The organism is Achromobacter sp. (assembly GCF_032102605.1).
GTDB lineage: Bacteria > Pseudomonadota > Gammaproteobacteria > Burkholderiales > Burkholderiaceae_B > Achromobacter.
The window spans coordinates 66,372-92,377 of record NZ_DAMDGT010000004.1; the positions used below are offsets into that span (position 1 = coordinate 66,372).

General features: G+C 64.2%; 22 protein-coding genes and 1 tRNA gene. 17 read left to right on the forward strand and 6 right to left on the reverse strand.

Annotation, left to right across the window (positions count from 1 at the left end; all coding sequences use genetic code 11):
• Positions 1-267: 267 nt before the first annotated feature.
• Positions 268-780, reverse strand: a complete 513-nt coding sequence (locus RT614_RS10755; RefSeq protein ID WP_313622109.1) for a hypothetical protein — start codon at positions 778-780, stop codon at positions 268-270.
• A gap of 191 nt (positions 781-971) precedes the next feature.
• On the opposite strand from RT614_RS10755, the gene RT614_RS10760 reads away from it, so the two are divergent.
• On the forward strand, positions 972-1,169 hold the full coding sequence (locus RT614_RS10760) for a hypothetical protein (RefSeq protein ID WP_313622110.1): 198 nt from the start codon (positions 972-974) through the stop codon (positions 1,167-1,169).
• 1 nt (position 1,170) lies between these two features.
• Entirely contained in the window at positions 1,171-2,361 is a 1,191-nt protein-coding gene (locus RT614_RS10765) for an amidohydrolase family protein (protein ID WP_313622111.1), read from the forward strand.
• On the opposite strand, the gene RT614_RS10770 is transcribed toward RT614_RS10765, so the two are convergent.
• On the reverse strand, positions 2,358-3,260 hold the full coding sequence (locus tag RT614_RS10770; protein WP_313622112.1) for a LysR family transcriptional regulator: 903 nt from the start codon (positions 3,258-3,260) through the stop codon (positions 2,358-2,360). The two genes, RT614_RS10765 and RT614_RS10770, sit on opposite strands and share 4 nt — an antisense overlap.
• A 139-nt stretch (positions 3,261-3,399) precedes the next feature.
• Here RT614_RS10770 and RT614_RS10775 point away from each other — a divergent pair, with 139 nt between their 5' ends.
• The gene (locus RT614_RS10775) at positions 3,400-4,527 is read left to right on the forward strand and encodes a mandelate racemase/muconate lactonizing enzyme family protein (RefSeq protein WP_313622113.1); all 1,128 of its coding nucleotides are present in this window, start codon (positions 3,400-3,402) and stop codon (positions 4,525-4,527) included.
• Between the two features lie 148 nt (positions 4,528-4,675).
• Entirely contained in the window at positions 4,676-5,656 is a 981-nt protein-coding gene (locus tag RT614_RS10780; protein ID WP_313622114.1) for a tripartite tricarboxylate transporter substrate binding protein, read from the forward strand.
• 67 nt (positions 5,657-5,723) lie between these two features.
• Here the strand turns inward: RT614_RS10780 and RT614_RS10785 are convergent, their stop codons facing one another.
• Complete coding sequence (locus RT614_RS10785; protein WP_313622115.1) at positions 5,724-6,572, reverse strand: IclR family transcriptional regulator; 849 nt, start codon at positions 6,570-6,572, stop codon at positions 5,724-5,726.
• Between the two features lie 171 nt (positions 6,573-6,743).
• Between RT614_RS10785 and RT614_RS10790 the strand changes: the two genes are divergently transcribed.
• The 4 genes from RT614_RS10790 (at position 6,744) to RT614_RS10805 (ending at position 11,959) form a co-directional block, all read left to right on the forward strand.
• Positions 6,744-8,396, forward strand: a complete 1,653-nt coding sequence (locus RT614_RS10790; RefSeq protein WP_313622116.1) for an MFS transporter — start codon at positions 6,744-6,746, stop codon at positions 8,394-8,396.
• Between the two features lie 22 nt (positions 8,397-8,418).
• On the forward strand, positions 8,419-9,378 hold the full coding sequence (locus RT614_RS10795; RefSeq protein WP_313622117.1) for a carbon-nitrogen hydrolase family protein: 960 nt from the start codon (positions 8,419-8,421) through the stop codon (positions 9,376-9,378).
• 3 nt (positions 9,379-9,381) lie between these two features.
• Positions 9,382-9,999, forward strand: a complete 618-nt coding sequence (locus RT614_RS10800) for a flavin reductase family protein (RefSeq protein WP_313622118.1) — start codon at positions 9,382-9,384, stop codon at positions 9,997-9,999.
• Between the two features lie 343 nt (positions 10,000-10,342).
• Positions 10,343-11,959, forward strand: coding sequence for a methyl-accepting chemotaxis protein (locus tag RT614_RS10805; protein WP_313622119.1), 1,617 nt, complete (start codon positions 10,343-10,345; stop codon positions 11,957-11,959).
• Positions 11,960-12,220: 261 nt separating this feature from the next.
• On the opposite strand, the gene RT614_RS10810 is transcribed toward RT614_RS10805, so the two are convergent.
• Positions 12,221-12,311: transfer RNA gene (locus RT614_RS10810), tRNA-Ser, on the reverse strand.
• Positions 12,312-12,550: 239 nt separating this feature from the next.
• On the opposite strand from RT614_RS10810, the gene RT614_RS10815 reads away from it, so the two are divergent.
• The 3 genes from RT614_RS10815 to yaaA all read left to right on the forward strand — a co-directional run bounded on the left by RT614_RS10815 (position 12,551) and on the right by yaaA (position 15,464).
• Positions 12,551-13,786 (forward strand): cation:proton antiporter, encoded by a 1,236-nt coding sequence (locus RT614_RS10815; protein ID WP_313622120.1) that lies wholly within the window; start codon positions 12,551-12,553, stop codon positions 13,784-13,786.
• Positions 13,787-13,892: 106 nt separating this feature from the next.
• Positions 13,893-14,675 (forward strand): 3-hydroxybutyrate dehydrogenase, encoded by a 783-nt coding sequence (locus RT614_RS10820; protein WP_313622121.1) that lies wholly within the window; start codon positions 13,893-13,895, stop codon positions 14,673-14,675.
• A 15-nt stretch (positions 14,676-14,690) separates the two neighbouring features.
• A complete protein-coding gene (gene yaaA, locus RT614_RS10825) occupies positions 14,691-15,464 on the forward strand; it encodes a peroxide stress protein YaaA (RefSeq protein WP_313622122.1) in 774 nt (257 codons plus the stop codon).
• Positions 15,465-15,545: 81 nt separating this feature from the next.
• Here the strand turns inward: yaaA and RT614_RS10830 are convergent, their stop codons facing one another.
• Positions 15,546-17,771 (reverse strand): FUSC family membrane protein, encoded by a 2,226-nt coding sequence (locus RT614_RS10830; protein ID WP_313622123.1) that lies wholly within the window; start codon positions 17,769-17,771, stop codon positions 15,546-15,548.
• Positions 17,772-18,243: 472 nt separating this feature from the next.
• On the opposite strand from RT614_RS10830, the gene RT614_RS10835 reads away from it, so the two are divergent.
• From RT614_RS10835 to pssA, 4 genes are all read left to right on the forward strand, one after another.
• Positions 18,244-19,959, forward strand: a complete 1,716-nt coding sequence (locus RT614_RS10835) for an acetolactate synthase 3 catalytic subunit (RefSeq protein ID WP_409558447.1) — start codon at positions 18,244-18,246, stop codon at positions 19,957-19,959.
• An 11-nt stretch (positions 19,960-19,970) separates the two neighbouring features.
• Positions 19,971-20,462 (forward strand): acetolactate synthase small subunit, encoded by a 492-nt coding sequence (ilvN, locus tag RT614_RS10840; protein WP_006223608.1) that lies wholly within the window; start codon positions 19,971-19,973, stop codon positions 20,460-20,462.
• Positions 20,463-20,536: 74 nt separating this feature from the next.
• The gene (gene ilvC, locus RT614_RS10845) at positions 20,537-21,553 is read left to right on the forward strand and encodes a ketol-acid reductoisomerase (RefSeq protein ID WP_313622124.1); all 1,017 of its coding nucleotides are present in this window, start codon (positions 20,537-20,539) and stop codon (positions 21,551-21,553) included.
• Between the two features lie 187 nt (positions 21,554-21,740).
• Complete coding sequence (gene pssA / locus RT614_RS10850) at positions 21,741-22,514, forward strand: CDP-diacylglycerol--serine O-phosphatidyltransferase (RefSeq protein WP_105237630.1); 774 nt, start codon at positions 21,741-21,743, stop codon at positions 22,512-22,514.
• Between the two features lie 54 nt (positions 22,515-22,568).
• On the opposite strand, the gene RT614_RS10855 is transcribed toward pssA, so the two are convergent.
• Positions 22,569-23,087, reverse strand: a complete 519-nt coding sequence (locus RT614_RS10855) for a hypothetical protein (protein ID WP_313622125.1) — start codon at positions 23,085-23,087, stop codon at positions 22,569-22,571.
• Positions 23,088-23,400: 313 nt separating this feature from the next.
• On the opposite strand from RT614_RS10855, the gene rpsO reads away from it, so the two are divergent.
• Both rpsO and pnp read left to right on the forward strand, forming a co-directional pair.
• The gene (rpsO, locus tag RT614_RS10860; protein WP_006223612.1) at positions 23,401-23,670 is read left to right on the forward strand and encodes a 30S ribosomal protein S15; all 270 of its coding nucleotides are present in this window, start codon (positions 23,401-23,403) and stop codon (positions 23,668-23,670) included.
• Positions 23,671-23,760: 90 nt separating this feature from the next.
• Positions 23,761-25,923, forward strand: coding sequence for a polyribonucleotide nucleotidyltransferase (pnp, locus tag RT614_RS10865; RefSeq protein ID WP_313622126.1), 2,163 nt, complete (start codon positions 23,761-23,763; stop codon positions 25,921-25,923).
• Positions 25,924-26,006: the final 83 nt, after the last annotated feature.

Sequence of the window (26,006 nt, forward strand, 5' to 3'; positions counted from 1 at the left end):
AAGTTGAGTATTCGTTGGTGCAATTTTCGTCGGTTTGCGCCAGCTTTTCGTAAGCGGGTCGGCCGCAATAGCGACAATCCGCAACCGCCCCTTATTTTTCAGGCGCGCCGCTGCTGCATTGCGGCAGAGGCCGTCCGCTCTGGAAAACCCGCGGTTGAAGTCGATTGAAATAAGCTGGAATGGCTTGAAGTCGGGCGCGGTCGTTACACACGGTCACTATGTGCGTAGGGCTGCGCGTAACGGGTGTTGCGGCGGCGCGCCAAGCGCCTAGCGATTCGACTCGTCCCAAGGCGCGGAGTGGCGGTATTCCACGACCCAGACCCACGGATTGGCAGCCCACGCGTGCGCTCCATAGCGCTCGCACCACATCAAGGCGAACGCGGTCTGCAGCGGCACGCCCGGCAAGAGGGCCGAGCTTTGATAAAGGGCCTGGGTGCCTTCAGCGCGCGCGTCGGCTTCAGAAAGATTCTGCAGTCGCTGGATGCGCACTCCCACCACCACCGCGCTGGCGAACGGAGCGCCGGCCTCGTCGGACAGGATGATGGTTTCGCCGGATTTTCCGAATGGGCACCGGACCCAGCTGGAGGTTTTGCGCAATTCAGAGGGGTTGTCCGGCGAAGGGCCCATGGCCACCCACCTGCCCGAATCTGCGGCGTCAGCGTACCAGGCCGTGGTGAATTTGGACGGCTGTGGCTTGAGAATGCGGCGACTTTGCACCTTGGCGCCGTCGAGAATGGCCTGTTTGAGCGGTTCGCTGAACTGAAGTGACTGCCGTTTCATCTGCTCGCTGTTTCCGTTGCATCGATCAATGCGCGATTGCTATTGCGGTTCGGGCCGGCACATGCCATTTGCTTGAGCGTTATTCAAGCTCTGCGTGAAGAGTATGACGTGTCACGACTTACCTGTCAGGATGGCCTCCGATTTGTGTTGTCTTTTTGAAAACGGCAAAGGGTTATTTGTATACTCGACGGATGAAAACTGACCTGCATGATCTCAAGCCCGGTTACTACTGGTACACCATGGCCAATGACCCGCTGGCCGTCATCCATATCCATGAAGATGGCGGCGCCACGCTCATGGGCACGGACTATCGCATAGGCGCCGAAGGCGTGGCCGACATGGTTCGGCAAGGCGAGCGTTTCTTCTGGATCGAGCCGCCCCAGGTCTGACATGGCGGATCTGCTCCTGAAGAACGTCCGCTCGCCGAAGGGCGATTCCGTGGACGTTCTGGTGCGCGGCGGCCGTATCCTCGACATCGGCCCGGGCCTGCACGCGGATCCCGACGTCACGCTCGAAGACGGGGGCGGCGCTTTGTTGCTGCCCGGCCTGATCGAAGGGCACACTCACCTGGACAAGACTACCTGGGGTTCGCCCTGGTACGTCAACAAAGTGGGGCCTGCGCTTACCGACCGCATCGACAATGAACGCACCTGGCGCGCGGCCTCCGGCCATGACGCCGCCAGCCATTCCCGTGCATTGGCCCAGGCTTTCCTGCGCGCAGGCACGACCCGCATACGCACGCACGTCGACATCGACACCGATGCCGGCCTGAAACACCTGCACGGCGTGAACGCCACCCGCCAGGAACTGGCCGGCCGTGTGGAAATCCAGACGGTGGCGTTCCCGCAATCCGGCCTGCTGGTCCGCTCGGGCACGGCCGAACTGCTGGATCAAGCCCTGGCGGAAGGAGCCGACGTGCTGGGCGGGCTGGATCCGTCCGCCATCGACCGCGACCCCGCCAAATCCCTGGACGTGTTGTTCGGCCTGGCCGACAAGCACGGCAAGCCGGTGGACATCCACCTGCACGAACCCGGCGAACTGGGCGCATTCACGCTGGACCTGATCCTGGACCGCGCCCAGGCGCTGGGCATGCGGGGCAAGGTCGTCATCAGCCATGCGTTCTGCCTGGGCGGCATTGACGCCAAGCGGCTGGACGGCCTGCTCAAGCGCCTTGCGCTGCTGGACGTCGCCGTGCTGACTACGGCGCCCGCGTCCCGGCCCGTGCCGGCGGTGCGAGCCTGCCGCGAAGCCGGGGTGACGATATTCGGCGGCAATGACGGCATCCGCGACACCTGGACGCCCTATGGCAGCCCGGACATGCTCGAGCGCGCCACGCTGATCGGCCTGCGCAACGATCTGCGTCGCGACGATGAGATCGAATGGGCGCTTGATTGCGTGACGCACGCCGCCGCCCGCGCCTGCGGTTTCGCGGACTACGGCCTGGCTCGCGGCGCGCGCGCCGATCTGGTGCTGGTCGACGCCGCCTGTGTTGCGCAAGCCGTGGTGCAAAGAACGCCCCGGCGTCTGGTCGTGGCCGGCGGCGTGATCGTCGCGCGCAACGGCGAAGACGCCATCGCCTAGCCGGGGGCGTCCCCGGTCTTTCCTCCCAGGCCGAGTTGCGACTCGGCCAGCTCCACGAACGCCCGCATCAGTTCCGAGCGCACGCCCGACCGAAGCCAGATCGCGCCCACGGTGCGCACGGGGCAGGGCTCGGGTAGCGGCCAGCGCTTCACGTGCGCCAGCGGCGCGCCCGTGCTTGCCCAGTCGGGCAGCAGCGCCACGCCCAATCCCTCCGACACCAGTTTGGCGATGGACTCGATTCCATCCAGTTCAAACCTGACCCGCGGCCGCAGGCTGCGCGCCCTGAGGTAGTCGTCGGCCATCTTGCCGCCGACCACGCTGCGGTCATAGCAGATATAGGGTTCCCGGGCGATGACGGCCAGCGGATCCGTGACCGGCATGCCGGCCGGCGTGACGAGCACCAGCGGTTCGTGCCGCAGGTCGCGCCACGCGCAGGTCTTGGGTATGGGAAATAGCGGGTGCACCAGCAACGCACCGTCCAGTTCGCCGGACAGCACCTTGCTGTAGAGCAGGGTGGTCGGCGCGGGCTCGATGTAGATCTCGATGCCTGGATGGCGCGCCACCCAGGTGCGCAGCACGGGCGGCATGATGCCGGTCAGCGCGGTGGGTGTGGCGCCCAGCCGCAGAGGGCCGGCGGGCAGGTCGGTGTCGGATGCGGCCGAACGCAGATCGCGGACGTCCCGCAGGATGGCGCGCGCGCGTTCAAGAATGCGCACGCCGGCCGGCGTCGGCTTGACGGTGCGGCCGGAGCGCGCGATGAGCGCGCTGCCGACATCCGCCTCCAGCGCGCGCAGCCGCTGCTGCACGGTTGCCGGCGTCAACCCCTGGTGCCTGGCGGCCTGTGCGATGGAACCTAGTTCCACCACATGCACATAGGTTTGCAAAAAGCGCGAGTCCACGATGGCAGGCCTCTTTAGAAGACGTTTTTTCCATATTCTAAAGATGCATGAAGATAATTGTTGTTTTCTTTGGCGGCGTGAAGAATACGTCCAGGGCGATCACGCCCATCAGATCAGAACCGCAACCAAGGAGCCTCCCGTGCCCATCATTGAATCCATAGACGTATGCGCCGCGGCGGTGCCTCTGGATAAAGTCACTTCGTTCTCCAACCGCACCGTGTCGACCCGCCACTACGGGCTGGTCAAGGTGCGTTCCACCGATGGCGTGGAAGGCATCGGTTTTTGCTATGTCGGCAGCGCGGGCGGCGCCATCTTCGAGGCGGCGGTGCAGAGCCTGCTGGCTCCCGTCCTGCTCGGCAAGGATTCCCACGCTGTCGAAGGCCTCTGGCAGACGATGTACCAGGAGGCGCTGCTGCAAGGCCGCCAGGGCACGGTGATGCGCGCGCTGAGTGCGCTGGACATCGCGTTGTGGGACCTGAACGCCAAGACGGCGGGCCTGCCGCTGCACAAGTTCCTGGGCGCCGTGGAGCTGGAAACGGTCCCGGCCTACGCCAGTGGCGGCTACTACCTGGACGGCAAGACGCCGCAGCATCTGGGCGAGGAAATGGCCAGCTATGTGGAAAAGGGTTTCCGCGCCGTCAAGATGAAGACCGGCCGCCTGTCGCCGCGCGAGGAAGAAGCGCGCCTGGCAGCCGCGCGCGAAGCCGTGGGCCCGGACGTGGAACTGATGATGGACTGCAACAACGCCTGGCAGGACGTCACCCAGGCCATGCAGTACATCCGCCGCTTCGAACAGTACGAGCCGTACTTCATCGAAGAGCCCTTCAGCCCCGACGACATCGACAGCCACGCCAAGCTGGCGCGCCTGACGCACCTGCCGATCGCCACCGCCGAAATCGGCTATGGCCGCTGGTACCACAAGGAACTGCTGGACAAGGGCGCCGCCGGCATCCTGCAGACGGACGCCGCGGTTTGCGGCGGCATCACCGAATGGAAGCGCATCGCCGCCACGGCGGCCAGCTATGGCGTGGTCGTCTGCCCGCACTGGTTCCACGACGTGCACGCGCCGCTGGTCGCCGCCACGCCGAACGCGCGATACGTGGAATTCTTCTGGGACGACCAGGTGCTGAACTTCCGCAAGCTGGTGGATCGCCAACTGACGCACAAGCAAGGGCGCGTGGTCCTGCATCAGGAACCGGGCCTGGGATTCGGCTTTGACGAACGCATGGTCGAGCGTTTCGGCAAGTGGACCCGCATCGGCCGCTGAAGATCGGCGATCCGTCATGAAGACGCCGTAAAGGAACAAAGCAAGGAGCAAAGCGTCCAGGCCGCGCAGATGGCCGGATGCGCTGGACGATACGCAGCATCCCCATAACCAGTTGCCGGCCTATGGACCGGCGCGCGAGGAGACAACTATGCAACGTAGGCAATTCATGACCAGCGCGGCGGCCCTGGGGGCGGCGCTCGTCCTGCCTTCGGCGGCGCGGGCGCAGGACCTGCCGTCCGGACCGGTGAAGATAGTGGTGGGGTTCCCGGCCGGGGGCGGCACCGACGTGCTGGCCCGCCTGCTGGGGCAAAAGCTGGGCGTGCTGTGGAACATGCCGGTCATTGTCGAGAACCGCGCGGGCGCGGCGGGCATCATCGCGGCCGAGCAGGTGGCGCGCCAGCCCAACGACGGCAACACGCTGCTGATGGCGCACGTGAACAGCCACGGCATCGCGCCGGGGCTGCAGCCCAAGCTGGCGTACTCGGTCGACAAGGACTTCACGCCCATCGCGCTGGTGGGCAAGACGCCGACCATCCTGATCGGGGGCGCCAACCAGCCGGCAAAGACCTTGCCGGCACTGGTCGAGTTGTGCCGCGCGCAGCCGGGCAAGATCGTGTTCGGTTCTGCCGGCAGCGGATCGGCGCAGCATCTTGCGCTGGAAATCTTCAAGGCGCGGGCCGGCATCGACGTGCTGCACGTGCCGTACAAGGGTTCCGCGCCGCTGATGAACGATCTGATGGGCGGTCACGTGCAGTATTGCTTCGAGGGCATGACGACCGCCACGCCGCTGATCCAGTCCGGCAAGGTCATCGCCCTGGCCCAGACGCTGCAGAAGCGGTCCAAGAGCCAGCCCGACGTGCCCACCGTGGCCGAACAGGGCTACCCGGGCTTCGAGGCCAGCATCTGGTTCGGCATGGTCGGCCCGGGCAAGATGCCCGACGCGATGGTCCAGCGCATGAACCGCGATATCGATCAGGTGCTGGCGATGGCGGACGTGCAGGAGAAGCTGGCGCAGGTGGGCGCGGAAGACGGCGGCGGCGGCGTCCAGCGCTTCGCCGAATTCATGAAGAGCGAACAGCAGAAGTACGCCAAGACCATCCAGGACGCGAAGATCGTCGCCGAAGGCTAAAGCGGGCGGCGGTGCGCGGCGCACCAACCGGGGTACCGCGCCGACCACGCATCGCTGATCGCGCGCCTTACCGCGCGTCCGTCTCCACCCAGCCCGCCGTCGCCGAGATCGAGCGGGCTTTTTCGCTGAGCAGCCGCGCGGTGTCGGATTCCAGGTCGTCGTCCACGGCGCCGACCGGTCCCATCAGCGTGATGGCGGCCTTCATTTCGCCCAACATGTCGAAGATGGGCGCGGACAGCGACGTAAAGTGCGGCAGCAACGCGTGCCGGCAGCGGCTGATGTGGTGTTTTCGTACCTCGTCGCGGATGGCCTGCACGTCCGCCATGGTGTACGAGTTGCCGGCCGCGCCGCCGTGGCTTTCGGGCGTTGACGACGCGAGCTCCTCTTCAAGCAACTCGCGCGTCAGCGCGTCCGGCAGATGCGCCAGGAAGTTGCGGCCCAGGGCGGAGGACAAAAGGGGCATCACGGTGCCCACGCGCAGTTCCAGCAGCGGCCGGCTGCGGCTGCCTTCCACCCGATAGACGATCGTGGGGCCCTTGTTGCCCCACACGCCCAGGAACACGGTATGCCCGGTGGCCGCGGCCACCTCGGCCATGATGGGCCGCGCCGTGGTGAACACGTCGAACTGCTCCAGGGCCGCCAGGCCCAGCCGCAAGGCGTACGGACCCAGGCCGTAATGGCCCGTGTCGGCGTGCTGTTGCACCACGCCCACCTTCTGGAAGCTCACCAGGTAGTAATGGACGTTGGGGACAGTCAGCGCACAGGCGTCCGCGATTTCCTTCAGGGGCAAGGGACGGCCGGTCTTGCGGATCACGTCCAGGATCCGGAACCCCACTTCGATCGACTGGATGCCTCTGCGCGCCGTGGACGGCGCCTGTTCCGAATTCTTCTCAGCCTTGCCGGCGGGCCTTGCCATTGCTGCCTCCACTGTGTCGTGGCGGCAGTGTAGCAGCGGCTTTCGCGCCAATTCTGGCGCGGGCGCCGGCCGGCCGCCGGGTTTCCCCTAGCTTTTTCCGGGTCTGTTTTAAGTTTGATAATAGTTAATGAATGCAGCATTATCAATTTTAAAAGACAGGGGAAAGCAAGCATGGAAGCGAAATTGGCAATGCCCGCGGTCGATGACGGGCCTACGCTCAGCCGCAAAGAGGAACGCCAGGTCGTCGTCGCATCGACGCTGGGCACGCTGTTCGAGTGGTACGACTTCTTCATCTACGGGACGCTGGCCGTCTTCATGAGCCAGGTGCTGTTTCCGCAGGACAACCCCACGGTGGCGCTGCTGGCCGCCCTGGGCGCGTTGGCCGTGGGTTTCATCATCCGTCCGCTGGGCGCCGTGATGTTCGGCTACCTGGGCGACAAGCTGGGCCGCAAGTACACCTTCCTCATCACCGTCGTCATGATGGGCGGCGCGACCGTGCTGATCGGCTGCCTGCCCACCTATGAGTCGGCGGGACATCTGTCGTGGATCCTGCTGCTGACGCTGCGCGTCGTGCAGGGCCTGGCGGTGGGCGGCGAATACGGCGGCGCCGTGATCTACGTGGCCGAACATTGCGAGCCCCGGCGCCGCGGCCTGCTGACAGGCTGGATCCAGATCACGTCCTCGGCCGGCCTGATCCTGTCGCTGGTCGTCATCCTGTGCGTCCAGGCCTCGATGAGCGCGGAAGATTTCCGCCAGTGGGGCTGGCGCCTGCCGTTCATCCTGTCCATCGTCATGCTGGCCATTTCGATCTACGTGCGCGCCAAGCTGCACGAATCGCCGGTCTTCACGCGCATGAAGAAGCAGAACCGCCTGTCCAAGAATCCAGTCAAGGAGACCTTTGGCCAGTGGCCCAGCCTGAGGCTTGTTCTGCTGGCGCTGATCGGCGTCACCGCCGGCCAGGGCGCCACCTATTTCACCGGCCAGTTCTACGTGATGATCTTCCTGCAGCAGGCCGTGCAGCTGGACCAGACCACCGTCTACACGCTGATCCTGATCGGCTTCATCATCGGCGCGCCGACCTTCGTGCTGTTCGGCTGGCTGTCGGACAAGATCGGCCGCAAGTGGATCATGATGGCCGGCCTGTTCATCGGCGCCGTCGGCTACCACGCGATGTTCAATGTGCTGCTCGATGCCGGCAATCCGGCCTTGGCGCAGGCCATGCAGACGACGCCGGTCCGCGTGCATGCGGACACCAGCGGCGGCGCCTGCGATTTCGGGCTGCAGGCGGCCATGATCGGCAGTCACGCCGACCACAAAAAGGTCTGCGTGCAGGCCAAGAAATTCCTGGTCGGCAAGGGCATCAACTTCGAATACGCCGCGCCGATTCCGGGTCAGGAGATCGCGATGAGCGTGGGCGGAACCACCGTCAACGGCTTTGACCGCGCAGCGTATGCCAAGGCGCTGACGGCGGCCGGCTATCCCGAAAAGGCGGATCCCGCCCGCATCGATCGCGCCACCATCATCCTGATCCTGGTGCTGATGACCGCCGTCGTCGCCATGGTGTATGGCCCGGTCGCCTCCTATCTGGTTGAATTGTTCCCGGCGCGCATCCGTTACACGGCGTTGTCGTTCCCGTATCACATCGGCGCGGGCATATTCGGGGGTATCGTGCCCTTTACCGCCACCTACCTGGCGCAGGCCAGCGGCAATATATTCGGCGGCCTGATGTATCCGGTGGCGGTAATGGTCGTCGTCGGCATCATCGGCAGCCTGCTGCTGCCCAACACCCGCGCCCAGGCGATCGACGAAGATCCGGCCCACTAACCACAGACAAGAGAGCAGAGACATGTCCGTGCAACAGAGCTTCAAGGCTGCCGTCATCCAGGCGGCCTCCATCCCGACCGACAGCGTGGCCTGCGCCCAGAAGGCGGCGTCGCTGATCCGCCAGGCGGCCGAGCAGGGCGCCCGCGTCCAGGTGTTTCCGGAAGCATTTCTGGGCGGCTATCCCAAGGGCAACTCGTTCGGCGCGCCTATCGGCATGCGCAAGCCCGAAGGCCGGGACGCGTTTGCCAGCTATCACCGTCAGGCGATCCGGCTGGACGGCGAGGAAGTCGCGCTGGTGGCCCAGGCCGCGGCCGACACCGGCAGCTTCGTCGTCATGGGCTGCATCGAAGCCGACGGCGGCACCCTTTACTGCACCGTGCTGTACTTCAATGGCCAGGAAGGCCTGGTCGGCAAGCACCGCAAGCTGATGCCGACCGCCGGCGAGCGCCTGATCTGGGGCTTTGGCGACGGCTCGACGATGCCTGTCATCGACACACCGTTTGGCAAGATCGGCGCCGTGATCTGCTGGGAAAACTACATGCCCATGCTGCGCATGTACATGTACAGCCAAGGGGTGGGGCTGTATTGCACGCCTACCGCCGACGACCGAGACACGTGGATTCCCAGCATGCGCCACATTGCACTGGAAGGCCGCTGCTACGTGCTGACGGCCTGCCAGCACCTGCGCCGCAGCGCCTACCCGGACGATTTCGAGTGCGCCCTGGGCGACGCGCCGGATACCGTGCTGATGCGCGGGGGCAGCGCCATCATCGGCCCGCTGGGCGAGGTGCTGGCCGGCCCCGACTTTTCGGACGAAACGATACTGTACGCCGACATTGATCCCAACCAGATCCTGCGCGGCAAATACGACTTCGACGTGGCCGGGCATTACGCGCGTCCCGACGTCTTCCAGCTCCAGGTGGACACCCGCGAAAAGCGCGCCGTATCGGCAACCGGCGCCGCCGGTCCGCAGGAGGCGTGACCGATGCATTTTGATTTCAGCGCCTTGCCGGCACAGACGGTCTACAACATCCTGACCTCGACCGTCACGCCGCGCCCGATCGCGTGGGTCACCACCGTGTCGGGACAAGGCGTCGTCAACGCCGCGCCCTTCAGCTTCTTCAATGTGATGGGGCATCAGCCGCCGACGGTCGCCATCGGCCTGATGCGCCATTCCAACGGGGATTTCAAGGATACCGGCGCCAACATCATCGAGAACGGCGAGTTCGTGGTGAATCTGGTGCCGGAATCGCTGGTCCACCAGATGAACCAGACTTGCGCGGACTACCCGCCCGACGTGGACGAGCTGGCGGCGGCGGGCCTGACTCCGCTTGCGGCCACGCACGTGCGCCCGCCCCGCATCCAGGGCAGCCCGGTGTCGCTGGAGTGTGTCAGCCAAGCCACGGTCGTGACCGGCCCGCGTCAAATCGTGGTCATCGGCCGGGTGCTGGGGGCGCACGTCGACGACGCCCACGTGCGCGACGCCGAGCGTGGCCACGTGGATACGCCGGCCCTGGGGCTGATCGCCCGCATGCACGGCGGCGGTTGGTATGCGCGCAGCACCGATACCTTTCAACTTGCGCGGCCGACGACGCCGCCATGACCCGCCAGGCGGCCACTTCGGCCGCCTTTTTTTGCCCTTTGGCAGAGGCGTTTTTACAACGCTTCAGGCCATATCGCGCAAAGGGAAGAGCTTGCGCCAATAAGTTCTCCATTTCCCCCGATGCCCGCGAAATCGGGGCTGCTAGCATCCGTTCGACCGTCGCGTGAACCCTCGGAATCGAACTCAGCGCCGGCAATTCTCAGACACAACGGACACCATTATTGGGGGCGGATATCCAGGGGCTTGCGGGCATCTGGCTTGAATTGGCGGCGGCGCAAGCCCGTCGCCGAGGCATCCGCCCGAGCGCGCATTCACACTTGCCCTGGAAGCAGCCGGAGGCAGTATGAAAAACTTGAAGCTTGGAACCCGCCTTGCGGGCGGATTCGCCATCTTGCTGGCCATGATCATGGTCATGTGTATCGTGGGCCTGGTCAGCCTGGCGAATATCAACCAATCGGTCGAAACCCTGACGCAGCGTTCGCTTACCAAGGAACGCCTGATCAACGACTGGGCGCGCAACATCCAGAGCGGCGTCACCCGCACCACCGCGATCGCCAAAAGCGCCGACGCCAGCCTGGCGAGCTTCTTTGCGGAGGAAGCCGCAACGTCGTCCCGAAACTCGTCGGCCCTTCAGCAGAAGATCGAGCCGCTGATCGAGAGCGACGAGGAAAAGCAGCTTTGGGCTGGCATCAGCAAAGCCCGCGGCGACTACCTGCGCACGCGCGACGGCATCTTCAAGGCCAAGCAGGAAGGCAACGTCGAGGCCGCCAACAAGATCTTCTCGCAGGAATTCGTGCCGGCGACGCGCCAGTTCATCGACAACATCACGCGTCTGTCAGATCTGCAACGCGCCGACATCGATGTGCGGGCGGGCGAAATCGATAGCGCCTATGGCGCCGCCAACTTCTGGATGATCGTGATCGGGACCATCGCGGTCGTGAGCGGCTTGCTGTTGGCCGTGCTGCTGACCCGCAGCATCACCCGTCCGCTTGCCGCCGCCGTGCGCGTGGCGAGCACCGTGGCCGCCAACGACCTGACCAGCACGATCGTCGTGAAATCCCGCGACGAGATCGGGCAGCTGATGCGTGCTCTGGAATCCATGAACGCCAACCTGGCGAGCACCATCGCCCGGATCCGGACCGGCGTGGACAGCATGGCGTCGGCTTCCGGCGAGATCGCGGCGGGCAACACCGATTTGTCCAGCCGCACGGAGCAGCAGGCCGCATCCCTGGAGGAAACCGCCGCTTCCATGGAGCAACTGTCGTCCACCGTGAAGCAGAACGCCGACAGCGCCAAGCAGGCGAATCAGCTTGCCGCCGCCGCGTCCGAAACGGCGTCGCGCGGCGGCGCCACCGTGTCCGAAGTCGTGAGCACCATGAACGCCATCTCGGCCAGCTCCGTGAAGATCTCGGACATCGTTTCAGTCATCGACGGCATCGCTTTCCAGACCAACATCCTGGCGCTGAACGCCGCCGTCGAGGCGGCGCGCGCCGGCGAGCAGGGCAAGGGCTTCGCGGTGGTCGCCTCCGAGGTGCGCACGCTGGCGCAGCGCAGCGCCCAGGCCGCCAAAGAGATCAAGACCCTGATCGAAGACACCGTGCAGAAGATCAGCCAGGGCTCGGGCAGCGCCGAGCGCGCCGGCGCCACCATGCAGGAGATCGTGAGTTCGGTGCAACGCGTGACCGACATCATGGGCGAGATCGCAGCCGCGTCCGCCGAGCAGGCGGACGGCATCGAACAAGTCAATCGCGCGGTGTCGCAAATGGACGAAGTGACGCAGCAGAACGCAGCGCTGGTGGAAGAAGCCGCCGCGGCGGCGGGGTCGATGCAGGACCAGGCGGCGGACCTGACTCGCGCGGTCAGTGCGTTCAAACTGCCGGGTGCGGGGCACGGCGCAATGGCGATTGCCTCGGTCGAGGCCGTCCAGACGTCCGCGGCGCTGCGGCTCGCGGCGTATTGATTGGGCCGGTATTGATTCGGCGGTCTGCGGTATTCGGTCGGCGGTACTGATTCGTCGATACTGATTGACAGAGGGAAGGCCGGGGCCGGCAAGGTCCCGGCCAGCCGCGCTAGCGTCGGCCCTCGGTCCGGCCTGCGGGGCGTTGCAAGCGGGGGAAACCCAGTCGCCCGCAAAGCGGTCACCCGCAAAGTCTCGTCCGCAAAGCCGTCGCCTGGAAAAGAAAAAAGCCCCTGATTGCTCAGGGGCTTCGTTCTTGAATACTGGCGGAGAGGGTGGGATTCGAACCCACGGTACGGGGATACCGTACGCCTGATTTCGAGTCAGGTACATTCGACCACTCTGCCACCTCTCCGTGGCTGGATTCCGTAACGGCGAAAATTTTCACTCGGTGAAGACTTTCACAAAAAGATCCCTGGTCGGAAAGATCTTCGTTGTCGGAGCAGCGAAGCCCGCAATTCTACAGGATTTTTTTTGTTTGTGTAAAGGGGTGGGAAAAGAGGAAGGGTAAAAGGACCACAGCGGGTTTCATCCGGCTTTCGGTCGACGCAATCTTTGGCCAGAATTCTTCCCATCCCGCCTATCGCCCGTTCCATGGACCTGATCCTCATCCTTTTGCTCGCGGCCGTGCTTTGCGTGCCCATCACCCAAAGGCTGGGTCTGGGCGCCATTCCCGGCTACCTGATCGCCGGGGTGCTGGTGGGGCCGTCGTGCCTGAAGCTGGTGACCAACGTGGATACGATGATCGGCGTCTCGCAATGGGGCGTCGTGATGATGCTGTTCATCATCGGCCTGGAGTTGTCGCCCAAACGCCTGTGGGCGATGCGCAACGAGGTCTTCATGCTGGGTTCGCTGCAGATGCTGGTCTGCGGCCTGCTGCTGGGGCTGGTGTTCGGCGCAGCGCTGCGCCATCTGGCCGGCATGGAATGGCAGGCGGCCGTGCTGTGCGGCCTGTCGCTGGCGCTGTCTTCCACCGCGGTGGCGCTGCGCCTGCTGGACGAACGCCAGTTGACCCGTGCGCCGATAGGGCGATCCGCGCTGGGAGTGCTGCTGTTCCAGGACATGGCTGCGATTCCGATGCTGGTGGCGGCCGGCCTGCTGGGATCGGACGGGACCTCGGCGCCGTCGTTCAAGGAAGCGCTGGTGGCTGTCGCCGTGGTGGCGCTGGCCTATCGGCTGCGGCTGCTGGGTTGGGCCGCCAAGGCCGAATTGAACGAACTCTTCACCGCGGCCGCGCTGCTGATGGTGGTGGGCGCCGCCCAACTGTTCGACTATGCGGGCCTGTCGGCGGGGCTGGGCGGATTCCTGGTCGGCGTGCTGATGGCCGAATCGCGCTACCGCCACGAACTGGAAAACGCCATCGAGCCATTCAAGGGCCTGCTGTTGGGCCTTTTCTTCGTGGCCATCGGCATGTCGATCAATCTGAACGTGGTCGCCCACCATTGGTTGTTCATTTTTGCCGGCGTGGCCGCGCTGCTGGCCGTCAAGGCGGTGATCCTGTACGGGTTCGCCCGTTTTCTTGGATTGCCCCGCTACCACCGCCTGCTGTTTGCCCTTGTGCTGGCGCAAGGCGGCGAGTTCAGCTTCGCGATCTTCAACGAAGCCTGGGACAACCATCTGGTGAACCTGGAGCAGCGCGACGTGCTGTCGGTGATCGTGGCGGTGTCGATGGGCGTCGTGCCCATGCTGATCAAATTGCTCGAGCGCGTGCCGGAGCGATTCGGCGGCATGGCGGACCTGCCCGTGGTCGACACGCCCGCCGCCGAAGTCGCCCAGCAGGCCGGCGACGCGCCGGCGTCCTCTCCGGCGGACAAGCCGCCCGCCGCTTGACCCCGCCGAGGGTAAGGGCATGGCATGATTACCGCCTTGCCGGGCAGCTACACTTGAAGCCCGTTTTCGGTTCCCGATTAATGTGCCAGCTCACAGGAGAAAGCTCATGCTCAAAGGAAAAGTAGCGCTTGTCACCGGTTCCACCAGCGGCATCGGCCTGGGTATCGCCACCGCCTTCGCCCAGCAGGGCGCCGACATCGTCCTGAATGGTTTTGGCGATGCGACCGAAATCGAATCCCTGCGCGCGAGCCTTGCCGAAAAGCATGGCGTAAAGGTGATCTACGACGGCGCGGACCTCTCCAAGGGCGCTGCAGTACGCGAACTCGTCGAAAACACCGTCCGCCAGATGGGCCGCATCGACATCCTGGTCAACAATGCCGGCATCCAGCACACCGCACTGATCGAAGACTTCCCGGCCGAGAAATGGGACGCCATCCTGGCGCTGAACCTGTCGGCCGTTTTTCACGGTACGGCTGCGGCCTTGCCGCACATGAAGAAGCAAGGTTCCGGCCGCATCATCAACATCGCGTCGGCGCACGGCCTGGTGGCGTCGGCCAGCAAGTCGGCCTACGTGGCCGCCAAGCACGGCGTGGTGGGCTTCACCAAGGTCACGGCGCTGGAAACGGCCGGCCAGGGCATTACCGCCAACGCCATCTGCCCGGGCTGGGTGCGCACGCCGCTCGTTGAAAAGCAGATCACCGCGCTGGCGGAAAAGAACGGGGTGGATCAGGAAGCCGCCGCTCGCGACCTGCTCAGCGAAAAGCAGCCTTCGCTGCAATTCGTGACGCCGGAGCAACTGGGCGGCACGGCCGTGTTCCTGGCCTCCGACGCCGCCGCGCAAATTACCGGCACGACCGTCTCCGTCGATGGCGGATGGACGGCCCGCTAACAAAGGACTCACCGAATGCTGTTTTTGCTTTCCCCCGCCAAGAAGCTGGACTACGACTCGCCGCTGCACATCGAGACGCACACCCAGCCACTGTTCGTGGATCAGGCCGCCGGCTTGATCAAGGTCCTGAAGACCAAGACGGCCGAGGACATCTCGGACCTCATGAGCCTCAGCCCGGCGCTGTCCGAACTGAACGTCCAGCGCTATGCGCACTGGAAGCGCAGCTTCACCCAGGCCAATTCCCGCCAGGCCGTGCTGGCGTTCAATGGCGACGTCTACGAAGGTCTTGACGCCGCCACGCTGTCTGCCAAGCAACTGGACTGGGCGCAGGAACATGTCGCCATCCTCAGCGGCCTGTACGGCGTGCTGCGCCCGCTGGACCTGATGCAGCCCTACCGCCTGGAAATGGGCACGCGCCTGCAAAACCCCAAAGGCAAGAATCTGTATGAATACTGGGGCAGCGGCATCGCGGACTACCTGAACGAACGCCAGGCCGGGCAGAAGACGCCCGTCATCGTCAACCTGGCGTCCGAGGAATACTTCAGGTCAGTCGACCTGAAGACCCTGAAGGCGCGCGTGGTGCAGTGCGTGTTCCAGGACTGGAAGAACGGCGCATGGAAGATCATCAGTTTCCACGCCAAGCGCGCGCGCGGCCTGATGGCGCGCTACGCCATCCAGCACAAGGTCGCCAAGCCGGAAGGCCTGCAGGGCTTTGACCTGGAAGGCTACGCGTTCGACGCCTCGGCGTCGTCGGCGGACAAGATGGTGTTCCGCCGCAAGCTGGACTGACACGTACGCTGCGTTAAAAAAAGGCCGGCCCGGTTGCATCCGGGCCGGCTTTTTCTTGCCCGGCGATGTCGACCGCAGTTCTTACGATGCCGCCGCCGCGACGGGCGGCGTGTGCAGCGGGTCGGCCAGCGCCTGCAGTTCCTGGCGGATCATGTGGGTGGCCTTCAGCATCTGCTTGACCGGATAGACCAGAGCAGCCTGCTCGCCGCTGGTGTCGAACTGCGTGGGCAGATTGGCTGGGGGGCGCGGGTTGTTTTCATCCAGCAGGCCGGCCATGCCGCTGAGCGCCTGCTGAATGGGTTCGGGCGTGGCCGGCAGCGCCGCCAGGATGGGTATCGCGGCGGTGATCTGCGACGCCAGCACGTGGTTCTGGATCAGCAGGTTGTTCAGTTCCGGCACGTCGACCTGATGCGATTTGGGTTCGCTCATCATCCGGTAGAACGCTTCGGCGAAATTGCTGAACGCGATGTGGACGTTCTTGCGGGCCAGGCGCCAGGCCAGGTCCGCGTCCGTCACGGCAGGCGTCTCGGCGGCCGCCGCGCCCACGGGCGCGCCGTGAGCCTGCATGGCGTCGACGTAGCGCAACCCCGCCAGCAGGTATTCGCGGTTGGCGCGGGTCGCGGCCGAAGCCAGGGGCTTCAGGTAGCGGGCTTCCCACCACGGCAGGATGTAGCTGCACACCAGCGCCAGCGCGCAGCCAAGCAGGGTGTCGATCGCGCGTTCACCGATCACCGACATGGACACGGTGCCCGGCGACACGAAGTGAAAGACCAGCACGACGAACAGGGTGTTGAAGATGGCGCTGGCCATGTAGTTCAGCTGCACCAGGCTGTTGCCCATGATGCAGGCGCCCAGCAGCACGGCGAACAGGACGCTGGGCTCGTCGGTCACGTTGAACAGCAGCAGGGCGCAGATGCATCCGATCAGGGTGCCCATCAGGCGCCAGCCATTGCGCTGGCGCGTCAGCGCGAAGCCCGGCTTCATGATGATCACGATGGTCAGCATGATCCAGTAGTTGTGCGCCGAGAACTCCGGCGACAGCCAGCGGCTGGCCAGCGTCATGGCGATCGCCGCGGCGGCCGTCACGCGCAACGCGTAGCGAAAGTGGGGAGAATCCAGCCGCAGATTGCTGGTCAGGAGGCCGAAGCGGAACTCCTGGCGCGAAATGAAGCGGGTCAGCGATTTGTTGATGCGCAGCACGTCGGTGGGCTTGGCGTCCGGCGAGGCCGCCGTGTGGTCCGCCAGCCGGTCCACGATGCGCGCCGAATTGCGCAGGCGCCGCAGCACCTGGATGATCAGCGCCAGCATTTCCGGGTCGCGCTCGCCCAGGCCCTGCTGCTTGAGTTGTTCGATCTCGTATTCGATGGCGCGCAGTTCGGCCTTGGCGCTGCTGCGGTACTGCACTTTGCGGCCGCGCGACACGTCCAGCGCGATCCGGTTCAGTTCCAGGGACATCTTCACCAGCGCGTCGCGCATGAACATCAGGCAGTCGTTGCCGGCCAGCGTTCGGCGCAGCGCCGCGTAGTCGGTGTGCGTGGCAACCAGGGTGTCCAGAAGCTGCAGCATGTCCACGAACATGTTCCACAGCATGACGCGCTGGCGGTCGCCCAGGCCCTTGCCGCGGGGCAGGGCGCGCAGCACCATGTCGCGCGCGGCCTGGTGCTTTTCGGTCATGACGGACTGGCGCTGGATCAGGGTGCGGTAGGTTTCATCCAGGTCGGCGGTTTCATCGTAGAAGGACGCCCGCGCCGCCACATAATCGGCCGTGGCGAAAAGCGCGACCGACATGGCCTGCTGCTCTTCGCGCAGCCAGAACAGCCGTGAAAATCCCAGGCTGAACGCCACGTAGAACAAGGCGCCGCCCAGGGTGGCGGCGGCATGGCCCAGCACCACCTGCGGTTCCAGCGGCGAATGCATGGTCAGCGTCATCAGAAGCAGGCCCGCAAAGCCGATCAGCCCGCCACGCTTGCCGAAGACCGTGAACATCGAATAGACAAAGCACTGCGCGATGACCACCAGCCAGATCAGGACGGGGTGCGTGGACGCCAGGCCGGTGATGATGACCGTGATCGTCCCCAGCGCCGCGCCGCCCAGCATTTCGTTGGTGCGATGGCGCTGCGGGCCGCCCGGCTGGTCGATGATGGCCAGGCACTGCGCGCCGAAAGTGGCGACCAGGCCGGTCGTGTAGTTGCCGAAAATGCCTCCCAGCACCAGCACGGGCAGCAGCATGCCCACCCCCTGCCGCACGCCTCCGAAGAAGTAGTGGCTGTAGAGGAAGCGGCGGATGCTGGCAATGCGCAAATCCATGGGGGCGGGGCTCGGTTCTGAACGACGCAACAAGTATAGAGACGCGGCCAGACGTTTTGGGGTCGGATGGTTACCGAACCTTCCGCGCAACGCTTGCCGAACGCCGATTTGCCACCTTTGACGCAACGCGGTAAATTGCTCCACTTGCTTCGGTCTGCCTATCCGAAACCGGAGCGTTGATGCACACGGCAAGGGTCACATCCCAGCCGTTTCGCAACAAGTCACACCTGCCGTTGGCCGCGCCACAAGCGTGTGTTGCCAAGGCTTCCATTTCGACCTCCAGCGTCCCCCAGGGGCGTTTGCACTGCGTTCTGTCGAGCGTGTGCCGGGTCGGCAAGGTGTCCGGGTGGCGTGGCTCCGTGAGCCGCTAAGCGCCGGATCATGTTGTCGTAACCGGTATGGGTTCAGTTGCCGTCGTATCCGGGCGAGCAGCAGTCAGGGTTGCAGGGCCGGTACTGAAAGGAACTACAACATGGAAATGAATGGCGCCGATATCGTCGTGCGCTGCCTGGCCGATGAAGGCGTGGAACACGTTTTCGGCTACCCTGGCGGCGCGGTGCTCTACATCTACGACGCTATCTTCAAGCAAGACAAATTTCAGCATATCCTGGTTCGTCACGAGCAAGCCGCCGTGCACGCAGCCGATGCCTATTCGCGCTCGTCGCAGAAGGTCGGCGTCTGCATCGTGACCAGCGGCCCGGGCGTGACCAATGCCGTCACCGGCATCGCCACCGCCTACATGGATTCCATCCCGATGGTCATCATCAGCGGGCAGGTGCCCACTGCGGCCATTGGCGAGGACGCCTTCCAGGAATGCGACACCGTCGGCATCACGCGTCCCTGCGTCAAGCACAACTTCCTTGTGCGCGACATCAAGGACCTGGCCGAAACCATGCGCCGCGCGTTCTATATCGCGCGCACCGGCCGTCCCGGCCCGGTGCTGGTGGATATCCCCAAGGACATCACCATCGCGCAGTGCAAATACACGCCGCCCAAGGGCGAGATCTCGATGCGTTCCTACGCGCCCGTCAACAAGGGCCATCAGGGACAGATCAAGAAAGCCGTGCAGATGCTGCTGGCCGCCGAGCGGCCGATGATCTACACCGGCGGCGGCGTCATCCTGTCGAACGCGGCGCCCGAGCTCAACAAGCTCGTGACGCAGTTGGGCGCGCCTTGCACCAGCACCCTGATGGGCCTGGGCGGCTACCCGGCCAGCAGCGGCCAGTTCGTCGGCATGCCGGGCATGCACGGCACGTACGAGGCCAACATGGCCATGCAGCACTGTGACGTGCTGCTGGCCATCGGCGCCCGCTTCGATGACCGCGTGATCGGCAACCCCAAGCACTTCGCGCAGAACGCCCGCAAGATCATCCATATCGACATCGATCCCTCGTCGATCTCCAAGCGCGTGCGCGTGGACGTCCCGATCGTGGGCAACGTCAAGGACGTTCTGGCCGACCTCAGCGCGCAATACGAAGCAGCCACTGCTGAGCACAAGCCGGCCAACATCGCCAAATGGTGGGATCAGGTCGAGACCTGGCGCGGCAAGGAATGCCTGAAGTTCGCCAACTCGACGGAAGTCATCAAGCCGCAGTACGTGGTGGAAAAGCTCTGGGAAGTGACCGGCGGCGACGCCTTCGTCACCTCGGACGTGGGCCAGCACCAGATGTGGGCGGCCCAGTACTACAAGTTCGACAAGCCGCGCCGCTGGATCAATTCCGGTGGCCTGGGCACCATGGGCGTGGGGCTGCCCTACGCGATGGGCGTGCAGATGGCCAATCCCGGACATGACGTAGCCGTCATCACGGGCGAAGGTTCCATCCAGATGAACATCCAGGAACTGTCGACCTGCCACCAGTACCGCCTGTCGCCCAAGATCATCTGCCTGAACAACCGCTTCCTGGGCATGGTCCGCCAGTGGCAGCAGATCGACTACGGCTCGCGCTATTCCGAGTCGTATATGGATTCGCTGCCCGACTTCGTCAAGGTGGCCGAGGCCTATGGCCACGTGGGCCTGCGCATCGAGCGCCCGGCCGACGTCGAACCGGCGCTGCGCGAAGCGTTCGGCAAGCACAAAGAGCGCCTGGTCTTCCTGGACTTCATCACCGACCGCACCGAAAACGTGTGGCCGATGGTCAAGGCCGGCCGCGGGCTGACTGAAATGCTGCTCGGCTCAGAAGACCTGTAAGGAGGCCACCCATGAAGCACGTGATTTCCGTCCTCCTCGAGAACGAACCCGGCGCGCTGTCGCGCGTGGTGGGCCTGTTTTCGGCGCGGGGCTACAACATCGAAACCCTGACCGTGGCCCCCACCGAGGACTCCACGTTGTCGCGCATGACCATCGTGACGACCGGTTCCGATGAAGTCATCGAACAGATCACCAAGCACCTGAACCGCCTGGTGGATGTCGTGAAGGTGGTGGACCTGACCGAAGGCGCCCACATAGAGCGCGAGCTGATGCTCGTGAAGGTGCGCGCCGTGGGCAAGGAACGCGAGGAAATGAAGCGCATGGCGGACATCTTCCGCGGCCGCATCATCGACGTCACCGACAAGTCCTACACCATCGAACTGACCGGGGTGCAGGAAAAAGTGCAGGCCTTCCTCGAGGCCCTGGACCGCAGTGCCATCCTTGAAACCGTGCGCACCGGCGTGTCCGGCATCGGACGCGGTGAACGGATCTTGAAGATTTGACCGGCCTTGCTGGCCTTGCCTCACCCTACATCTGAATCACACAAATATCCAAATACTGGAATCTGGAGCACAACATGAAAGTTTTCTACGATAAAGACTGCGATCTGTCCCTCATCAAAGGCAAGACCGTCGCCATCATCGGCTACGGTTCGCAAGGCCATGCGCACGCGCAGAACCTGCATGAATCGGGCGTGAAGGTCATCGTCGGCCTGCGCAAGGACGGCGCTTCGTGGAACAAGGCCGCCAACGCCGGCCTGGAAGTCAAGGAAGTGGCGGACGCCGTCAAGTCGGCCGACATCGTCATGATGCTGCTGCCCGACGAGAACATCGCTTCGGTCTACAACAAGGAAGTCCACGCCAACATCAAGGCTGGCGCCGCCCTGGCGTTCGCCCACGGCTTCAATGTCCACTACGGCCAGGTCGTGCCGCGCGAAGACATCGACGTCATCATGATCGCCCCCAAGGCTCCGGGCCACACCGTGCGCAACACGTACAAGCAGGGTGGCGGCGTGCCCCACCTGGTGGCCGTGTACCAGGACAAGTCGGGCGCCGCCCGCGACGTGGCCCTGTCGTACGCCAGCGCCAACGGCGGCGGCCGTGCCGGCATCATTGAAACCAACTTCCGCGAAGAAACCGAAACCGACCTGTTCGGCGAACAGGCCGTGCTGTGCGGCGGCACCGTCGAACTCATCAAGGCCGGCTTCGACACGCTGGTGGACGCCGGCTACGCGCCCGAAATGGCCTATTTCGAGTGCCTGCACGAACTGAAGCTGATCGTCGACCTGATCTACGAAGGCGGCATCGCCAACATGAACTACTCGATTTCGAACAACGCCGAATTCGGCGAATACGAAACGGGTCCGAAGATCGTCACGGAAGAAACCCGCAAGGTCATGCGCCAGTGTCTGACGGACATCCAGACCGGCGAATACGCCAAGAAGTTCATCCTGGAAAACACCGCCGGCGCCCCGACGCTGACCTCGCGCCGCCGCATCAACGCGGAATCGCAGATCGAGCAAGTGGGCGGCAAGCTGCGCGCCATGATGCCCTGGATCGCCGCCAACAAGCTGGTGGACAAGTCCAAGAACTGATCCTCGCGGCGGGCGGGGCATGGCCCCGCCGGTCAGGATCGAAGCGGCATGCCTGCAAGGGCATGCCGCTTTTTTTGGCCCTTTGCGCCGTCGGGGCAAATTTGGGGCCGGGCACGATCCTTGCTGTATCCCGCAAGCAGGGCCAGATAGGTTAACCTTTCAAAGTCCGTTGTAAGTTATTGAGACCATGCCCAATTTTTCCATGCGCGATTCCGAGAACCGCCACCGAAGCATCTACCTGCTTCCCAACGCGTTCACCACCGCCGCTTTGTTCGCCGGGTTCTATGCCGTTGTGCAGGCAATGAACGACCGCTTCGAAGTCGCCGCCATCGCCATTTTCGTCGCCATGGTGCTGGACGGCATGGACGGCCGGGTGGCCCGACTGACCAACACCCAGTCCGCCTTTGGCGAACAATACGATTCCCTGTCCGACATGACGTCCTTCGGCGTGGCGCCCGCGCTGGTCATGTACGAATGGATACTGAACGACCTGGGTCGCTGGGGCTGGCTGGCGGCATTCGTCTACGTCTCTGGCGCGGCGCTGCGCCTGGCGCGCTTCAACACCAATATCGCGGTCGTGGACAAGCGCTTTTTCCAGGGCTTGCCCAGTCCGGCAGCGGCGGCGCTGGTGGCCGGATTCGTCTGGCTGGCCGTGGACAACAAGCTGCCCATCCATGACAGCCTGATGGCCTGGGTGGCGTTCACGCTCACCATGTACGCAGGCATCACCATGGTGTCGAACGCGCCGTTCTTCAGCGGCAAGAGTTTCGCCCTGGGCCGCAGCGTGCCGTTCTGGGGCATCCTGCTGGTCGTCGCCGTGTTCGTATTCGTTTCCAGCGATCCTCCGGTCGTGCTATTTGGCCTGTTTGTGCTGTATGGCCTGTCTGGGTGGGTCACGTGGCTGTGGCGGTGGAACAAGGTCCGTCGCCTGCAACAAGAGCGCCGCGGGCATTCGTCCTGACCCAAAACAAAAACCCCGCCTGACGAAAACAGGCGGGGTTTTTCATTGGCGGGGCTACCAGAAATTGAACCGGTCATCGTCGTACATGGGGTCCGGCCCGGGGTGGAAGTGAGTCACCTTGCTGCCGTCCCGGCTCATGTAGACGTACATCAGCGAATTCCACACGCCGTTTTCCTTGTAGCGATAGGACCAGACGACTTCGCGCTTTTCGCCAAGGCCGGCCTCGGAGATGCGGGCGGGCGGCCCGAATTCGCAGCGGACACGTTCCGGCCCCCAATCTCCGGTTTCCAGGACCTTGAAGTGCGCGTCGGTCAAGATGGGCAACACGCGGTCGACCCGTCCGTCCTGTCCCACGTTGGCGCCCCAGGCGTACTGGCCCATGGGTTGCTGGGTCCAGATCACCCGGCGGCCGCCATCGGCCTGCGGACATTCGAAATTGGGGGCGCCGAACTGGGCCTGCACCTGGGCCAGCGGCGTGCCGGGCGCCACCTGGGTCATGTTCGCGCAGGCGGCCAGCCCGGCCAGCGCAAACGACGCCACGGCCATGCGGGCCGCTCTGTAATGACTTGCCATGTCCTGCTCCTTTTTGGTGCGCGCCGCGCCAGGTCCGCCCCAGGGGAGGCCCTGGAGCGGCTGCTGGGGTAATTCTAGCGAATCAGCTATAATCATCGAGCTTTATCAAGTGTATTGATTTTGCAAGATACTTTGCGCCAGCCGCTGGTGGTAGACGCAGGTGCTTGGAACATGGCGCGCATGCCCCATGTACAGGTTCTGCCCAACCCGCCATTGGCAGCAGTGAGAAAGCGAATTTACCCAAGGCTCGCGCAAATTTTTCCAAACCACGTCAGGGCGCCTCGGCCCTGTCGCATGTCCGAAGAGGTCATCAATGTCTGTAGCTGACATCAAGAAATCCGATATCGTTGCGCAATTCCAACGCGCTCAGGGCGATACCGGCTCCCCCGAAGTTCAGGTGGCTCTGCTCACCGCCCGTATCAACGAACTGACTGGTCACTTCAAAGAACACATGAAGGACCATCACTCGCGCCGCGGTCTGCTGCGTATGGTCAGCCGTCGCCGCAAGCTGCTCGACTATCTCAAGGGCCGCAATCCCGATTCGTACCGCGCACTGATCGAAAAACTCGGTCTGCGCAAGTGATCGACGGGGCTGGCTCCCCATGACGCAACCGTGGTCGGTGCGACGTATGTCGCGACGGCCACGGTTTTTCATTTGTAAGGAATAATCGTCATGTTCAATAAAGTGACTAAATCGTTCCAGTACGGCCAGCACACGGTCGTCCTGGAAACTGGCGAGATCGCCCGCCAGGCTTCCGGCGCCGTTGTGGTGTCGATCGAGGACACCGTCGTCCTGGCCACTGTCGTGGCTTCCAAGAAGGCCAAGCCGGGCCAGACGTTCTTCCCGCTCACGGTCGACTACATCGAAAAGACCTACGCCGCCGGCCGTATCCCGGGTGGGTTCTTCAAGCGCGAAGGCAAGCCGTCCGAAAAGGAAACGCTGACCTCGCGCCTGATCGATCGTCCGCTGCGTCCGCTCTTCCCCGAAGACTTCTACAACGAAGTCCAGGTGGTCATCCACACGCTGTCCGTCAATCCGGAAATCGATCCCGACATCGCCGCCATGATCGGCGCCTCGGCCGCACTGGCCATCTCGGGCATCCCGTTCAATGGCCCCATCGGCGCCGCTCGCGTGGGCTACATCGACGGCCAATACGCCCTGAACCCCACCGCCTCGCAGCTCAAGTCCTCGAAGCTGGACCTGATCGTCGCCGGCACTGAAAACGCCGTGCTGATGGTGGAATCGGAAGCCGACCAGCTGTCCGAAGAAATCATGCTGGGCGGCGTGGTCTACGGCCACGAGCAGATGCAAGCCGTCATCAACGCCATTCACGAACTCGTGAAGGACGCCGGCAAGCCCGACTGGGACTGGCAAGCGCCCGCCAAGGACGAAGCCCTGATCGCCGCGGTCACCGCCGCCGGCCAGGAAGGCCTGAACGCCGCCTACCAGATCCGTGAAAAGCAGGCCCGCACGGCCAAGCTGCGCGAAGTGTCGGCCGACGTGTCGGCCAAGCTGGCTGCCGCCGCCGCTGAAAAGGGTGAATCCGCCCCGGACGCCGTCACCGTCGACAACATCATGTTCTCGCTGGAATCGGCCATCGTCCGCGGCCAGATCCTGAACGGCGAACCGCGCATCGACGGCCGCGACACCCGCACGGTGCGCCCGATCAGCGTGCGCCTGGGCGTGCTGCCCCGCGCGCACGGCAGCGCACTGTTCACCCGTGGCGAAACCCAGGCGCTGGTCGTGGCCACGCTGGGCACCAAGCAGGATGAACAGATCATCGACGCGCTCATGGGCGAATACCGTGACCGCTTCATGATGCACTACAACATGCCTCCGTTCGCCACCGGCGAAACGGGCCGCATCGGTGTGCCCAAGCGCCGCGAAATCGGCCACGGCCGCCTCGCCAAGCGCTCGCTGGTGCCGCTGCTGCCGGCTCCGGAAGACTTCCAGTACACGATCCGCCTGGTCTCGGAAATCACGGAATCCAACGGTTCGTCGTCGATGGCGTCGGTCTGCGGCGGTTCGCTGGCCATGATGGACGCCGGCGTGCCGGTCAAGGATCACGTGGCCGGTGTGGCCATGGGCCTGATCCTGGACGGCGGCAAGTTCGCCGTGCTGACGGACATCCTGGGCGACGAAGATCACCTGGGCGACATGGACTTCAAGGTTGCGGGCACCGAAAACGGCGTCACCGCACTGCAGATGGACATCAAGATCCAGGGCATCACGAAGGAAATCATGCAAGTGGCGCTGGCTCAAGCCCGCGAAGGCCGCCTGCACATCCTGACCAAGATGAAGGAAGCGCTGGACGGCTCGCGTGGCGAACTGTCCGCATTCGCTCCGCGCATGCTGACCATCAAGATCAACCCGGAAAAGATCCGTGACGTGATCGGCAAGGGCGGCGCCACCATCCGCGCGCTGACCGAAGAAACCGGCACGCAGATCGACATCTCCGACGACGGCACGATCGTGATCGCCAGCGTCGACGAAGCTCAGGCCAAGGAAGCTCAGCGCCGCATCGTCGAACTGACCGCCGACGTCGAAGTGGGCCAGATCTACGAAGGTTCGGTCCTGCGTCTGCTGGACTTCGGCGCCATCGTGCAAGTGCTGCCGGGCCGCGACGGCCTGCTGCACATCTCCGAAATCGCCAACTACCGCATCGCGAACATCAACGATGTGCTGAAGGTCGGCCAGCAAGTCCGCGTCAAGGTCATCGAGGCCGACGACAAGGGCCGCCTGCGCCTGTCCATCAAGGCGATCGGCGGCATCGAGCAACAGCAAGCCGCTGCGGCTCCGGAAGCTGCCCCTCAGTCGGAACCGCAAGCCGAATAAGGCTGCTGGATCCCGATTGAAAGACGGCGCCGCGAGGCGCCGTTTTTTTTCGGGGTTCGATGGCCTGGATGTTCGCACCTTCC

What these genes read in the sequence shown, in the direction of transcription:
- ilvC (WP_313622124.1), top strand. Translation starts at nt 20,537, where the DNA reads ATGAAAGTTTTCTACGATAAAGACTGCGATCTGTCCCTCATCAAAGGC.
- RT614_RS10765 (WP_313622111.1), top strand. Translation starts at nt 1,171, where the DNA reads ATGGCGGATCTGCTCCTGAAGAACGTCCGCTCGCCGAAGGGCGATTCC.
- RT614_RS10855 (WP_313622125.1), bottom strand. Translation starts at nt 23,087, where the DNA reads ATGGCAAGTCATTACAGAGCGGCCCGCATGGCCGTGGCGTCGTTTGCG.
- RT614_RS10780 (WP_313622114.1), top strand. Translation starts at nt 4,676, where the DNA reads ATGCAACGTAGGCAATTCATGACCAGCGCGGCGGCCCTGGGGGCGGCG.
- rpsO (WP_006223612.1), top strand. Translation starts at nt 23,401, where the DNA reads ATGTCTGTAGCTGACATCAAGAAATCCGATATCGTTGCGCAATTCCAA.
- yaaA (WP_313622122.1), top strand. Translation starts at nt 14,691, where the DNA reads ATGCTGTTTTTGCTTTCCCCCGCCAAGAAGCTGGACTACGACTCGCCG.
- RT614_RS10795 (WP_313622117.1), top strand. Translation starts at nt 8,419, where the DNA reads ATGTCCGTGCAACAGAGCTTCAAGGCTGCCGTCATCCAGGCGGCCTCC.
- RT614_RS10815 (WP_313622120.1), top strand. Translation starts at nt 12,551, where the DNA reads ATGGACCTGATCCTCATCCTTTTGCTCGCGGCCGTGCTTTGCGTGCCC.
- RT614_RS10760 (WP_313622110.1), top strand. Translation starts at nt 972, where the DNA reads ATGAAAACTGACCTGCATGATCTCAAGCCCGGTTACTACTGGTACACC.
- RT614_RS10805 (WP_313622119.1), top strand. Translation starts at nt 10,343, where the DNA reads ATGAAAAACTTGAAGCTTGGAACCCGCCTTGCGGGCGGATTCGCCATC.
- RT614_RS10835 (WP_409558447.1), top strand. Translation starts at nt 18,244, where the DNA reads ATGGAAATGAATGGCGCCGATATCGTCGTGCGCTGCCTGGCCGATGAA.
- RT614_RS10800 (WP_313622118.1), top strand. Translation starts at nt 9,382, where the DNA reads ATGCATTTTGATTTCAGCGCCTTGCCGGCACAGACGGTCTACAACATC.
- pssA (WP_105237630.1), top strand. Translation starts at nt 21,741, where the DNA reads ATGCCCAATTTTTCCATGCGCGATTCCGAGAACCGCCACCGAAGCATC.
- pnp (WP_313622126.1), top strand. Translation starts at nt 23,761, where the DNA reads ATGTTCAATAAAGTGACTAAATCGTTCCAGTACGGCCAGCACACGGTC.
- RT614_RS10755 (WP_313622109.1), bottom strand. Translation starts at nt 780, where the DNA reads ATGAAACGGCAGTCACTTCAGTTCAGCGAACCGCTCAAACAGGCCATT.
- RT614_RS10820 (WP_313622121.1), top strand. Translation starts at nt 13,893, where the DNA reads ATGCTCAAAGGAAAAGTAGCGCTTGTCACCGGTTCCACCAGCGGCATC.
- RT614_RS10830 (WP_313622123.1), bottom strand. Translation starts at nt 17,771, where the DNA reads ATGGATTTGCGCATTGCCAGCATCCGCCGCTTCCTCTACAGCCACTAC.
- RT614_RS10790 (WP_313622116.1), top strand. Translation starts at nt 6,744, where the DNA reads ATGGAAGCGAAATTGGCAATGCCCGCGGTCGATGACGGGCCTACGCTC.
- ilvN (WP_006223608.1), top strand. Translation starts at nt 19,971, where the DNA reads ATGAAGCACGTGATTTCCGTCCTCCTCGAGAACGAACCCGGCGCGCTG.
- RT614_RS10785 (WP_313622115.1), bottom strand. Translation starts at nt 6,572, where the DNA reads ATGGCAAGGCCCGCCGGCAAGGCTGAGAAGAATTCGGAACAGGCGCCG.